The organism is Amycolatopsis sp. NPDC104863 (assembly GCF_055582965.1).
In genome coordinates this window covers 164,910-177,517 of record NZ_JBVJOW010000011.1, presented here as the reverse complement: position 1 = coordinate 177,517, position 12,608 = coordinate 164,910, and the positions used below count along the sequence as shown (strand labels likewise).

The 12,608-nt window shown below is 74.2% G+C and carries 9 protein-coding genes; 7 read left to right on the top strand and 2 right to left on the bottom strand.

What is annotated here, in order from left to right; translation table 11 throughout:
- The first annotated feature begins 38 nt into the window (after positions 1-38).
- Positions 39-3,308 (top strand): glycosyltransferase, encoded by a 3,270-nt coding sequence (locus tag ACZ63J_RS44555; RefSeq protein WP_465402510.1) that lies wholly within the window; start codon positions 39-41, stop codon positions 3,306-3,308.
- Positions 3,305-3,772: a hypothetical protein gene (locus ACZ63J_RS44550; RefSeq protein ID WP_465402512.1), complete on the top strand. Its 468-nt coding sequence runs from the start codon at positions 3,305-3,307 to the stop codon at positions 3,770-3,772. The genes ACZ63J_RS44555 and ACZ63J_RS44550 overlap by 4 nt, the downstream gene beginning before the upstream one ends.
- Positions 3,773-3,780: 8 nt before the next feature.
- Here the strand turns inward: ACZ63J_RS44550 and ACZ63J_RS44545 are convergent, their stop codons facing one another.
- On the bottom strand, positions 3,781-4,245 hold the full coding sequence (locus tag ACZ63J_RS44545) for a metallopeptidase family protein (protein ID WP_395926432.1): 465 nt from the start codon (positions 4,243-4,245) through the stop codon (positions 3,781-3,783).
- 79 nt (positions 4,246-4,324) lie between these two features.
- On the opposite strand from ACZ63J_RS44545, the gene ACZ63J_RS44540 reads away from it, so the two are divergent.
- From ACZ63J_RS44540 to manA, 5 genes are all read left to right on the top strand, one after another.
- Positions 4,325-4,681: a DUF3499 domain-containing protein gene (locus tag ACZ63J_RS44540; protein ID WP_465314245.1), complete on the top strand. Its 357-nt coding sequence runs from the start codon at positions 4,325-4,327 to the stop codon at positions 4,679-4,681.
- A gap of 80 nt (positions 4,682-4,761) precedes the next feature.
- A complete protein-coding gene (locus ACZ63J_RS44535) occupies positions 4,762-6,117 on the top strand; it encodes a phosphomannomutase/phosphoglucomutase (RefSeq protein WP_465402514.1) in 1,356 nt (451 codons plus the stop codon).
- A gap of 77 nt (positions 6,118-6,194) precedes the next feature.
- Complete coding sequence (locus ACZ63J_RS44530; RefSeq protein WP_465314243.1) at positions 6,195-6,416, top strand: Trm112 family protein; 222 nt, start codon at positions 6,195-6,197, stop codon at positions 6,414-6,416.
- Positions 6,400-7,494 (top strand): hypothetical protein, encoded by a 1,095-nt coding sequence (locus ACZ63J_RS44525; RefSeq protein WP_465336186.1) that lies wholly within the window; start codon positions 6,400-6,402, stop codon positions 7,492-7,494. The genes ACZ63J_RS44530 and ACZ63J_RS44525 overlap by 17 nt, the downstream gene beginning before the upstream one ends.
- 54 nt (positions 7,495-7,548) lie before the next feature.
- Positions 7,549-8,778 carry a mannose-6-phosphate isomerase, class I gene (manA, locus tag ACZ63J_RS44520; protein ID WP_465402735.1) on the top strand — a complete coding sequence of 410 codons (1,230 nt, stop codon included), beginning with the start codon at positions 7,549-7,551 and terminating at the stop codon, positions 8,776-8,778.
- A gap of 799 nt (positions 8,779-9,577) precedes the next feature.
- Here the strand turns inward: manA and ACZ63J_RS44515 are convergent.
- Complete coding sequence (locus tag ACZ63J_RS44515) at positions 9,578-12,490, bottom strand: AfsR/SARP family transcriptional regulator (protein ID WP_465402516.1); 2,913 nt, start codon at positions 12,488-12,490, stop codon at positions 9,578-9,580.
- Positions 12,491-12,608 lie beyond the last annotated feature (118 nt).

Sequence of the window (12,608 nt, the reverse complement as noted above, 5' to 3'; positions counted from 1 at the left end):
GTGGCCGCACCGATCCGTCGCCTGATCTGGAGCGTTTGTTGCCCCGCACCGCCGCGCCGCCCGTCCTGCGCACCGCGCCCGTTCTGGCCATTGTGGTCTGTCACAACGGCGAAAACTGGCTGCCGCTGGCGCTTTCTTCGTTGCGCCGCAGCACGGTCCGGCCGCGGTACGTGCTCGCGGTGGACACCGGCTCGACCGACGCGACGCCGCGCCTGCTCGCCGAGGCGGCCGACCCCGAGTCGGCGGGCCCGGATTCTTCTCCCGTGCTCTCCGGCGTCATCACGCTTTCGAGTGATACCGGCTTCGCCGCCGCGGTCGCCGAAGCCGTCGAGCACGCCACCGAGCGGTGGGGCGGCGACCCGGGATCGTGGCTGTGGCTGCTGCACGACGACTGCGCGCCGGAGCCGGACTGCCTGAAGGAACTGCTGAACGTCGCCACCAAAACGCCGTCGGCGACCGTGCTCGGCTCGCTCGGGCTCGACTGGGCCGACCCGCGGCTGATCGTCGAAGCCGGGTTGTCGACCGACGCGTCCGGGCACCGCCAGCAGGTCGCCGCGACCGGCGAGGAGCCGGCCGAGGTGCTCGCCGTGCCCAGCGCGGGCTCGCTCGTGCGCCGCGACGCCTGGGACGACCTCGGCGGCTTCGACCCGGATTTCCCGCTGCTGCGCGAAGATCTCGACTTCGGCTGGCGCGCGAACGCGGCCGGCGGGCTCGTGCTCTCCGTGCCGGCCGCGCGGGTGCGGCACGCGCGCGCCGTCACCACCGGGCGACGCACGGTCGACGCGGTCGCCGGGCCGCTCGCCGTCACGAACCGCGCTCACGGCCTGCGCGTGTTCCTCGTGAACTGCTCGCCGTTTTCCTTCTGGCTGGGGATGATCCGGCTCCCGCTGCTCTCGGTGCTGCGCGCGCTGGCCTTCGTCGTGCTGCGCCGCACCGGCGAAGCGCGCGCCGAGTTCGCCGCCGCGACGTACCTCCTCAGTGGACGCGGCGGATTGCGTGCCGCGCGCGCCCACCGACGGCGGAATCCGCGGCCGGGCACGGTTCGCGGGCTCTTCACCGGACGCTGGACGCGGCTGCGCAACGCCGCTCGCGCGGGTGTCGTCGGCTTGGTGCGCCGGGGCGTGGAGAACGACGTCGCGCTCGGGACCGTGCCCGAAACCGTCGAAACCGAGTCGGCGTGGGTGACCCCGGAAGCGCTCGACGCGCGCGAGACCCGTCCGGTCGGGCCGGACGCCTTGCCCGCGGGCGCGCTGCGCGGGGTCAGCTCGCGCGGGTCCGGGCTGCGCCGGCCGGGCACGCTCGTCGCCGTCGCGCTGCCGGAAACCCCGGCGCCCGAACCGGTCGACGTCGCCGAGGAGGCGCCCGAGCCGGAGCTCGTTTTTGTCGAGGTGAACCGGCGGCGCGTGCTGGCCGCCACGATCTTCGCGCCGCCCGTGGTGCTCCTGGTCGTGATGACGGCGTTGGGGCTGTTCGTCAACCGGGCCCGCCTCGGGCTCGACCTCTTCGGCGGCAAGCTGCTCCCGGTCGGCGGGCTGGGGGAGCTCTGGGCGTCGTACCTCGCGCCGTGGCACGCGATCGCCGGCGGCACCGGCGCGCCGACGTCCGCGACGTTGCCGGTGCTCGGCACGCTCGGCGCGGTGTTCGCGCCGATCGGCGGCCCGGCCGCGCTGGTCGCGATCCTGCTCCTCGGCGACATCCCGTTGGCCGCGTTGAGCGCGTACGCGGCGACACGACGGCTTCGCGTGCGCAGGTGGGTCCGGGCGGTCGTCGCCGCGACCTACGCGCTGCTGCCGGCCGCGACCGCCGGGGTGGCGCAGGGCCGGCTCGACGTCGTGGTGGTGCACCTGGTGCTGCCGCCGGTCGCCGCGGGCATCGCCGGGCTGCTGGTGCGGGCGGACACGCGGTGGCTGCACGTCTCGGCGCTCTCGGCGTTCGGCGTGGCGCTGCTCGGCGCGTTCTCGCCGCTGGCGCACGGGCTCGCGCTCGCCGGGCTGCTGATCGGGTTCGTCGTGCTGCCCGCGCCGACCGGGCTGGCGCGCCGGATCGCGTCGGTCGGGATCGTGGTGCTGGTGCCGCTCGCGCTGCTGCTGCCGTGGCCGACGGTGCTGCTCCGGCACCCGGAGCTGCTCGTGCAGGGACTCGGCGGCGCGGCCGCGACGGTGTCCGGCACCGACCTGGCCGGGCTCGACCCGGGTGGCGCGGGCGCGTGGCCGGTGGGGGTCGTGGTGATCGCGGCGGCGCTGGTGGCGCTGGTCGTCCGGCCGACGAAGCTCGCCGCGGGCGGCCTCGCGCTGGGCGCGCTGGGCGCGGGCGGCCTGGTCGTGGTGCGGCTGGTGACGGCGACGCCGCTGCAGGGCGGCGTGGCGACGCACGGCCACGCGGGGGTGCCGCTGCTGATCGTCGGCGCGGGGCTGCTGTGGGTGGTGCTCGGTTCGTGGCAGCGCGGCGGTTCGGCGGGAATGCCGGCGACGTGGCTGCCGAAGGTGTTCGCGGCGGCCGGGGTCGTGGTGTTCCTGGCGCTCGCGGCGAGCGCGGTGGTGGTCGGCGGCCAGGGTCCGCTGCGCGCGGGCGCCCGGCCTTCGCTCGCGCCCGAGGTGACGGCGGAGCTGTCGGCGTCCGGCCGTTCGGTGCTCGACCTGGCGCCGGACGCGACGCGCCAGATCGGCGGCCGCCTGCCCCACTACGGCGACGACGAACTGGCCCCCACCCCCGGCACTCCGGCCCGGCTGGCCGCCTGGCGCCGCGACCTCGGCCAAGGCGACGCGGCGGCGGTGCAACGCACGTTCGCCGCGGCGGCGGCCGCGGGGGTGCAGTACGTGGTCCTGCCGGCGGGCGTCGACCCGCAGGCGTACCCGCCGCTGGCGAAGGAAATGGTGTCGGTGGCCGCCCCGACGTCCGACGGCCGCGGTGTGCTCCGCCTGCTTTCCCCGGCGGGCCAGGTGATCCTGATCTCGCCGGAGCAGGCGAAAGCCGCGGTCACGGGCGGTGGAGCGCCGGGGAACGCCCCGGGCGTGGCGCCGGTGCAGGCGGGCCTGCCGGACGTCCGGGTCCGCGTGTCGGACGGCCCGACCGGGCGGCTGCTGGTGCTGGCGGCCGAACAGGAAGCGGGCTGGAAGGCTTCGGTGGGCGGCAAGAGCGTGCCGATCGTGCCGGCCTGGGGGCACCAGGTGGCGGTGTCGGTGCCGCCGACGTCGTCGGAAGTGACGGTGGAGTACCCGGGGACGGAACGGAACCTGCTGCTGCTGGCCCAGCTGGCGGCGGTGCTGTTCACCCTGCTGACGGCGGTCCCGGCGCGCCGCCGGCGGTGATCGTCACGGCGCAGTGGGTCCGGACGTCGTGGACGAAGCGCTCCCGCGGCGGACCGGCGGCGGCCGTCCGGAACGCGGCGCCGGTCGGGTTCGTCGTGCCTCCGCTGCCGGACGGTGCCGCGCACGTGGTGCGGATGCGCGAGGCGGAGGCGTTCGAGCCGGTCGAAACGACGGCGGACGCGCTGGAGGTGAGCCTGCGCGAGGACGGCGGTCGGCTGCGGGTGCTCCCGCGCGTCGGGGCGTTGTCCGGGCTGCCGCCCCGGCCGCGTCGGCCGCCGGCGGTGCGCCTGGCGCCGGGCGAGTGGGTGCGGTGGCAGCTGAACTACCGCTTCAGCAGCGCGGCGGGGATGCAGGACTGGTCTTACTGGCTGGACACGTTCAACGTCGCGTACGGCCCGATCGAGCCGGAGGTCTTCCTCGGCGTGCCCACGTACTTCGTCGACGAGCGGGGGCCGGTCCGCTGAGACCGGCGCTACTCGCCCTCGATGACGTCCGGCTCCACACCCAGGTACCCGGCCACCTGCTCCACCAGCACGTCGTGCACCAGCTCGGCCAGCTCCGACGGATCCTTCGCCCGGGCCTCCAACGGCCGCCGGTACAACACGATCCGCGCCCGCGTGGGCATCCCGGTCCGGTCCACCCCGGCCGGCACCAGCCGCGACAACGGCACCGCGCCGTCGTGCAGGACCCCGTCCGAAGGCGCCCGCCCGTTCTCGCGGACCTCCGGCACGTCGTCGACCGCCACGTCGAGCTTCGTCAGCTCGTGGCGCCAGCGGGCCTCGATCGGTTCCAGCGCGTCGAGCACCAGCGCGTCGAACCGCTCCGCGCGGCTCGCGGCGGCGGGCAGGGTCGCCGGATACAGCGTCCCGCGCAGGCCCCGGCCGTGCCGGTCCCGTCGCAGGCGCCGCCGTTGTCGGTAGTCACGAGCCGTCGCCACTCCGGAAGTCTATGCGGTCCGCACGTCCCAGCGCGTGTCGCTCCTCCTAGCTTGCGGCGACGCGCTATCGTTTCCGATCGTGCGGAGCGTACGGAAGTGTTCGCGTACCGGCTGTCTCGAGCCGGCTGTGGCCACGCTGACGTATGCCTACAGCGACTCCACCGCCGTCGTCGGCCCGCTGGCCACCGCCTCCGAGCCCCATTCGTACGACCTCTGCGAAGCCCACGCGCTGCGGCTGACCGTCCCCAAGGGCTGGGAAGTCGTCCGGCACGAAGGCGCCTTCGCCGCTCCGGACCCGTCGGCCGACGAGCTGACCGCGCTGGCCGAGGCCGTCCGCGAGGCGGGCCGGTCGGACCAGCCCGCGCCGCCGGTGACCGAGCCGGACGGGCCTTCGGGGCGTCGCGGCCACCTCCGGGTGCTGCCCGGTCGCGCCTGAGCGCGTCACCCACCTCCGCCGCCGGTAGGCTTTCCGCGCGGCGCAGCGGGCGCCGGGACGACTATTCGCGGGGAGACGGCGTGCCAGACCTTTCGGGCATCGTGAAGGCCTACGACATTCGCGGCGTGGTCGGCGAGCAGCTCGACGCGGACCTCGTCCGGTCCTTCGGCGCCGCGTTCGCCCTGCTCATCAAGCCCGAGGCGCCGTCGGTGGTGATCGGCCACGACATGCGGGACTCCTCGCCCAGGCTGGCCGCGGCCTTCGCCGACGGGGTGACCTCGCAGGGCCTCGACGTCGTCAGCATCGGCCTGGCGAGCACCGACGAGCTGTACTTCGCGTCGGGTTCGCTGAACCTGCCGGGCGCGATGTTCACCGCGAGCCACAACCCGGCCAAGTACAACGGCATCAAGCTGTGCCGCGCCGGCGCGTCCCCGGTCGGCCAGGACACCGGGCTCGCCGAGGTCCGCGACACCGTCGAGCAGGGCGTGCCCGAGTTCGAGGGGCAGCGCGGGAGCGTGTCCGAGCGGGACGTCCTCACCGAGTACGCCGCCTACCTGCGCAACCTCGTCGACCTGTCCGGCAGCCGGCCGCTGAAGATCGTCGTCGACGCCGGGAACGGCATGGGCGGGCACACCGTCCCGACCGTCTTCGACGGGTTGCCGATCGAGGTCCTGCCGATGTACTTCGAGCTCGACGGCACCTTCCCGAACCACGAGGCCAACCCGCTCGACCCGAAGAACATCGTCGACCTGCAGGCGAAGGTGCGCGAGGTCGGCGCGGACGCCGGGGTGGCCTTCGACGGCGACGCCGACCGCTGCTTCATCGTCGACGAGCGCGGCGAGCCGGTTTCGCCGAGCGCGATCACCGCGCTGGTCGCCGTCCGCGAGCTGGCGAAGGACCCGGGCGGCACGATCATCCACAACCTGATCACGTCCAAGGGTGTGCCGGAGATCGTCGCCGAGCACGGCGGCAAGCCGGTCCGCACGCGCGTCGGGCACTCGTTCATCAAGGCCGAGATGGCCAAGACCGGCGCCATCTTCGGCGGCGAGCACTCCGCGCACTACTACTTCCGCGACTTCTGGCGCGCCGACACCGGCATGCTGGCGGCGCTGCACGTGCTCGCCGCGCTCGGCGAGCAGGCCGGCCCGCTGTCCGAGCTGACCAGCGCGTACTCGCGCTACGCCGCTTCGGGTGAGATCAACTCGACGGTCGACGACCAGGTCGCGAAGATGATGGCGGTCAAGGACAGCTTCGGGACCCGCTCCGGCGTCGAGCTCGACGAGATGGACGGCCTGACCGTCCAGCTGCCGGGCGGCGCCTGGTTCAACCTGCGCCCGTCGAACACCGAGCCGCTGCTGCGGCTCAACGTCGAAGCCGCCAACGCCGAGGCCGTGCAGGGGCTGGTGGACGAAGTACTCGCGATCATCCGCAGCTGACCCCGTCCACGATGAAGGGACGAACTGTGTCCTGAAGGTGCCCTTCATCACACCTCTCTGCGTGGTATGGAGGAACCATGGCCATCACGCTCGACGCCCAGCTCCTCGAGATCCTGGCGTGCCCGTCGCCCGATCACGCCCCGTTGCGCCCCGGGGCGCCGGACGACCCCGAGGCCGACGCGCTGACCTGCACCGAGTGCGGCCGGGTGTACCCGGTCCGTGACGGGATCCCGGTGTTGCTCCTCGACGAGGCCACCCGTCCCGGCGACACCGGAAACTCCGATGCCGACAGTGCTTGACGACTCGCTGCTCGACGACCCCGGGCGGCTGGCCGAGGCCGACAGCTCGGGGCTGCTCCGGGCCGCCGCGATGGCGGGCGCCCAGGTGCGCGCGACCGCGGAGATGGCTGCTGAGCTGGAGCTGTCCGAGCGGCTCGACGTCGGCCGTCCGCGGTCGGTCGTGCTGATCGACCGGCCCGGGGTGAGCCGCACGCTGACGCGGCTGCTCGCGGCGCTGCTGGCCCCGTCGTGCCCGGTCCCGGTCGTCGTCGCCGAAGTGGTGCCGAGCTGGATCGGCGCGCTCGACGTCGTCTTCGCGCACACCGACGACGCCGGCGACCGCGAGCTCGCCGCGTCGCTGGAACGCGCCGCGCGCTTCGGCGCTTCGGTGGTGCTCTCCGCGCCGTCGGAAGGGCCGGTGGCGGCCGCCGTGGCGGGCAAGGGCCTGCTGCTGGCGCCGCGCATCCCGGTGCCGCCGGAGCTGGCGTTCCCGCGCGGCCTGGCCGCCGGGCTGCTCACCGCGAACGCGCTGGGCCTGCTCGTCTCGGACGTCCAGGCGCTGGCCGACCAGCTCGACCTGGAAGCCGAAAAGGACTACCTCGCGCGGGAGTCGTTCGCGAACCCGGCGAAGGCGCTCGCGCTGCGCGTCGCCGACCACGTGCCCCTGCTGTGGGGGCTCGACCCGGTGGCGGTCGCCGTCGGCGAGCACGCTGCGCACGCGTTCGCGGCCCACGCGGCCACGGTGTGTGACGTTGAAGACTATCGGCAGGCACTCGCGCGTCCCGCGTTGCGGCGGGCGGCACAATCGGGCGGCCGGGAGCGTGACATCTTCGCCGATCCGGACGATTCCTCTGGTGAAATCCAGACTCGGGTGCTGCTTCTCTCGGTGCGAACCGGTCCGGCCACGGACGCGGCGCGGTTCCAAGCGGAGGACCTGCTGCCCGGGGCGGACGTCATCGCGCCGGCCGAGGAGATCGAGGCCGACGAAATCGTGCGGGCCGCGGTGCTGGCGCTGCGGTTCGAACTGGCGGCGGTCTATCTCGGGCTGGCGGCGGGCAGCATCGGCGGCGCGGGCCGCTTCGCACCCGCCACGGCGTGAGACGCGCCGAGCACCGGCGCCGGCCGGTGCCGAAGGAGTGGAGTTGAGGTGACAGTGGAGCTGCTGCGCAACGCGGTGCGGCCCTACGCCTGGGGATCGCGGACGGCGATCCCCGAGCTGCTGGGCCGTCCGGTACCCGCGCCGCACCCCGAGGCCGAACTGTGGATGGGCGCCCACCCGGGTGACCCGTCGCACGTCATCGGCCCCGACGGGACCGAGCGGAGCCTGCTCGAGCTGGTCGACGCCGACCCGGTGCGTCAGCTCGGCGAGCGCTGCGCGACGCGGTGGGGTGGGCGGCTGCCGTTCCTGCTGAAGATCCTCGCCGCGGAGGAGCCGCTGTCGATGCAGGCGCACCCGTCGGCGGCGCAGGCCGCGGAGGGGCACGCCCGCGAGGAGAAACTGGGCATCCCGCGGGAGGCGGCGAACCGCAACTACCCGGACCCGACGGCGAAGCCGGAGCTGGTCTGCGCGCTGACGGAGTTCCACGCGCTGGCCGGGTTCCGCGAGCCGGAGCGCACGGTGAAGCTGCTGAAGGCGATCGAGACGCCGGGGCTGGCGAAGTACACCGGGCTGATCGAGGCGCAGCCGGACCCGTCGGGGCTGCGGGCGCTGTTCACGACGTGGATCACGCTGCCCCAGGCGTCGCTCGACTCGCTGCTGCCGGAGGTGCTGGACTCCTGCGTCCGGCACGTCCAGGAGCACGGCGAGTTCGCGGTCGAGTGCCGGACGATCCTCGAGCTGGGCGAGACGCACCCGCGGGACGCGGGCGTGCTGGCGGCGTTGCTGCTGAACCGGCTGACGCTGCGCGCGGGCGAGGCGATCTACCTGCCGGCCGGCAACCTGCACCTGTACCTGCACGGCACGGCCGTGGAGATCCTGGCGAACTCGGACAACATCCTCAGGTGTGGTCTGACGCCGAAGCACGTCGACGTCCCGGAGCTGCTGCGCGTGGTCGACTTCACGTGCGGCGAGATGCCGGTGCAGTGCGGTGAGACGGGCGAGCGTCTTTCGGTGTATCGAACGGACGCGCCGGAGTTCGAGCTGTCCCGCGTCGAGTGGGCGGCGGGCCAGGACGACGAGATCTCGGTCGACAGCGCCGGTCCGCAGATCCTGCTGTGCACGGCGGGCGACCTCCTGGTGACGGCGGACGACGGCGAGAAGGTCGAGCTGCGCCGCGGCCAGTCGGTCTGGCTGCCGGCGGCGGACCCGCCGGTGCGGGTGCGCGCCGTGGGTGGCGCGCGGTCCCAGCTGTTCCGCGCCACTGCGGGGACTTGCGAGGACTGACTCGGGTCTGTTCGAAAGCCACCACCGGTCGGACCGGTGGTGGCTTTCGTTGTTTCGCCGGGGGCGGCGGTTCTGTGTGCGTTCCGTGTGGCGGCGTCGGGAACTATCAACACCAAGGGGGGGGGACCCTGGTGCGCCGACGCGCGCAGCCGGTCCGCTGGGGGTGGCGCCGGACGGCAACGCCCGGCGCCCATGGGCTGAGGGTGGTGCCGCGAGGGGGCGGCACCACCCAGCTCGGGGCTTGAGGGGGAGGCGGGGCGGTCGCGGCGGGCGGATCTCACGCGGTTGGGGCGGGTCTCGCGTAGTTGGGGGCGGATCTGGCGAGGTTGGGGCCGGGCTCGCGCGGCTCCCCGCAGCTCCCGGAGGTAGTGCTTGCTCAGCGCGTCCCGCGCCGCGGCGAGGGCGAGGTGGAGAGCGGCACGTGATCAGGGGCGAGTCTGGCGTGATTGCGGGCGGAACTCGCGTGATTGGCGGCGGATCTGGCGTGATTGGAGACGGATCTCGCGTGATCAGGACCGGCCTGGCGTGGCTGGAGACGGAGCTGGCGTGATTGAGCGCGGATCTCGCGTGGCTGGGGAGGCATCTCGCGTGATCGGGGAGGCATCACGCGTGCTTGAAGGGGCATCACCTGTGATTGGGTCGAGTCTGGCGTGGTTGGCGGCGTGGCTGGCGGCGGATCTCGCGTGATCGGGGGCGGATCTCGCGTGATTGAGGGCGGATCACGCGTGACTGGAGGGGCATCTCGCGTGATTGGGGAGGCATCACGCGTGATTGGAGGGTCGACACGGCCGTCGGCGGGTCAGACTGGGGCTGTTAGTGCGAGTAGGGCCTGGCGTAGGACCGCTGCGCTTGCGTCGCGCGGGTCTGCCAGGTTTGCCGCCTCGGTGGCCGCCTCCAGGGCGCCCGCGGCGTCGCCGGTTGCCTTGCAGGCCTGCTCGAGGACCAGCCACGTCAGGCCTGTCGCGGACTTTCCGCCCATCTCGCGGAACTCGGCCAAACACGCCCGCAGCACCGGGATCGCCTGCGCCGCCCGGCCTTCGCCGATCCAGCTCGCCGCCAAGGCTCGGGTGCACGACAGCTCGCGGGGCCGTTCGTCCAGCTCCCGCGCCAGCTGTAGAGCCTCGCCGAACGCTGTTGTCGCTCGGTCGCGGGAGCCCGTCGCCGCCGAGATCGCGCCCAGGGTGCGTAGGGTCTTCGCCAGGGCCGAGCGGGCCATCGAGCCGCGCAGCAGGTCGACCGACTCCGTGATCGCCGCGGTCGCCTCGGCGCCGTCGCCGGTCAGCAGGGACGACCACGCGAACCCGTGCAGCGCCGTGCCGATCTGGCGCGGGTCACCCGCTTCGCGCGCCGAAGCCACGGCCAGCCGGTCGACCTCCCGGGCTTCGGCCACCCGGCCGAGCCGCAGCAGGGCCGCCGACTCCGCGGTGCGCACCAGAAGGGCCTCCGGCTGACCGTCCACAGTGAACAGTTCGCGAGCGTCCGCGGCGGTCTGCAACGCTTCTTCCGCGCGTCCCAGCCCGATCAGGCAATGCGCCAGGTTCGCCAGGACCCACGCGTGCGTATGACGATCCCCCTGCGCTTCAAGCTCTTTCGCACAGTCACGGTACGCCGACGCGGCCTCCTCGTACTGCCCGCGCGCGTGCCGCAGCAACGCCAGGATGGCCGCCGCCCGGAGGTCTTCAGTCGCCGCCAACACCGTTTCGTACGCCGCGCGCATGTCGGTGTAATGGCCGTGCAGGTACAGGTACACGCTGAGCTTGTCCAGCAGCAGCAACGCTTCCCGCGCGTCCAACGTCCCGACGAGCAGCAGGAGGTTCGCCCGCTCGGCCGCGAACCACTCGTCCGGACGCTCGAGCAGCCGCGCCACCAGCACACCGGGCAACGGCTGCGCGAGCGGCTCGTGGGTCATCGGCGGCATCGGCACCGTGCGCGGCAGGCGGGCCGCGGCCGCGTCGGCGAGGGCCAGCGTCGCCGCGAGGACCGTCGGCTCGCCACCTCGCTCCGGCGGCCCTTCCGCCGCGTACAACCGGACGAGGTCGTGCATCCGGTACCGGCCCTCACCCGTCCCGTCCGGGCCGCGGGCCTCCAGCAGGCTCGCCTCGACGAGCTCTTCGACGGCCTCGTCCGGGTCGTCGACCAGCGTCGTGACCGCCCAGGCCGGGAGGTCGGCCAGCCGGCACCGGCCGAGCAGCCGGAACGCGCGCCGCGCCGGTGGCCGCAGACCCTCGTAGCTCAGCGCGATGCTGCTGCGCACGGCCAGGTCGCTGACGGTCAGCTCGTCGAGCCGGCGGACCTCGTCCTCGAGCCGGTCGGCCAGCTCGCCGAGCCGCAGGTGCGGGCGGATGGCCAGCCGGCTGCCCGCGATCCGCAGGGCCAGCGGCAGCCGCGCGCACGCCGCGACGATCCGGACGGCGTCGGCGCGCTCCCGGTCGACCCGCTCGCCCGCCAGCCGGTTCAGGAGCGACGCGGCGTCGTCCTCCGACAGCGGCCCGAGGGGCAGCCGGTGCGCGCCGGCCAGCCCGCTCAACCGGCGACGGCTCGTCACGAGCACCGCGCAGCCCGGCGTGCCCGGCAGCAGCGTGCGGACGTGCCCGGGGTCGACGGCGTCGTCGAGCACCACCAGCACCCGCCGGTCGGTGAGCCGGCCGCGGAACGCCGCCGCGCGCGCCCCGACGTCGTCCGGCACCGCCGGGCCGGGCACCCCGAGCGCGCGCAGCAGGTCGGCGAGCACCGCGCCGATGTCGCGGCCCGCCAGCGGCACGTACAGCTGGCCATCCGGGAAGCGCGCCCGCAGCCGGTGCGCCGCCCGCACGGCCAAGGTGCTCTTGCCCGCGCCCGGCTCGCCGCTCAGCACCGCGACGGGGACGCGCTGCGCGTCGCTCAGCACGTCCGCGAGCTCGGCCAGTTCGGCGTCGCGGCCGGTGAAGTCGCCGATGTCCGGCGGCAGCTGGCAGACCGGCCACACCGGCGGCGGCATCCGCGGCACGGGGTCGTCACCCCGCAGGACGGCCGCGTGCACCCGGCGGGCCTCCGCGCCGGGCTCGACCCCGAGCTCGTCGATCAACGTGGTCCGCAGCCGCCGGTAGACCTCGAGCGCGTCCCCCTGCCGCCCGGCGCGGTGCAGCGCGATCATCAGCTGCGCGGCCAGCCGCTCCCGCAGCGGGTGCTCGGTGATCATGGCCTGCAGCTCGCCGGTCAGCTCCCCGTGCCGGCCGGCGGTGAGCTCGGCGTCGACGCAGTCCTCGAAGACGGCCAGGCGTTCGGACTCCAGCCGCGCGACGTCGGCGTCGAGCCGCGGCACGTGCAGCCCGGCCAGCACCGGCCCGCGCCACAACCCGAGCGCCCGCCGGTAGTGCCCCGCCGCGGTGAGCGCGTCCCCGGCGCGTCGCCCTTCGGCGACGGCCTCCCGGAAGCCGAGCAGGTCCAGCTCCTCCGGCTCGACGCGCAGCCGGTAGCCGGGCGGCCCGTGGTCGACGCGCAGGCCGTCGATCCGGTCGCGCAGCCGCGAGAGGTAGGTGTGCAGGTTCGACGTCCACGACTTCGGCGGCCGCTCCGGCCACAGCGCTTCGACCAGCACGTCGACGTGGACGTGCTGGTTGGCGTTGAGCAGCAGCACGGCCAGCAGCGTGCGCTGGCGATCGCCACGCAGGACCGGCCACTGGCCCGGCGGGCTCTCGACCGCGAGCGGACCGAGCACGGCGAAGTGCGCCATGTCACCTTCCCCCAGTCTGGTGAGCAGGGAAAGCCACGGTAGCGGAGGGGTACGACAGAAAACGGCGCTCCGGTCGACCCGGCCGGTGACGACCGACCGGGGCTGCTCCCATTACGCT

Coding starts and splice junctions, on each gene's coding strand:
- ACZ63J_RS44525 (WP_465336186.1), top strand. CDS start 6,400: ATGCCGACAGTGCTTGACGACTCGCTGCTCGACGACCCCGGGCGGCTG.
- ACZ63J_RS44530 (WP_465314243.1), top strand. CDS start 6,195: ATGGCCATCACGCTCGACGCCCAGCTCCTCGAGATCCTGGCGTGCCCG.
- ACZ63J_RS44515 (WP_465402516.1), bottom strand. CDS start 12,490: ATGGCGCACTTCGCCGTGCTCGGTCCGCTCGCGGTCGAGAGCCCGCCG.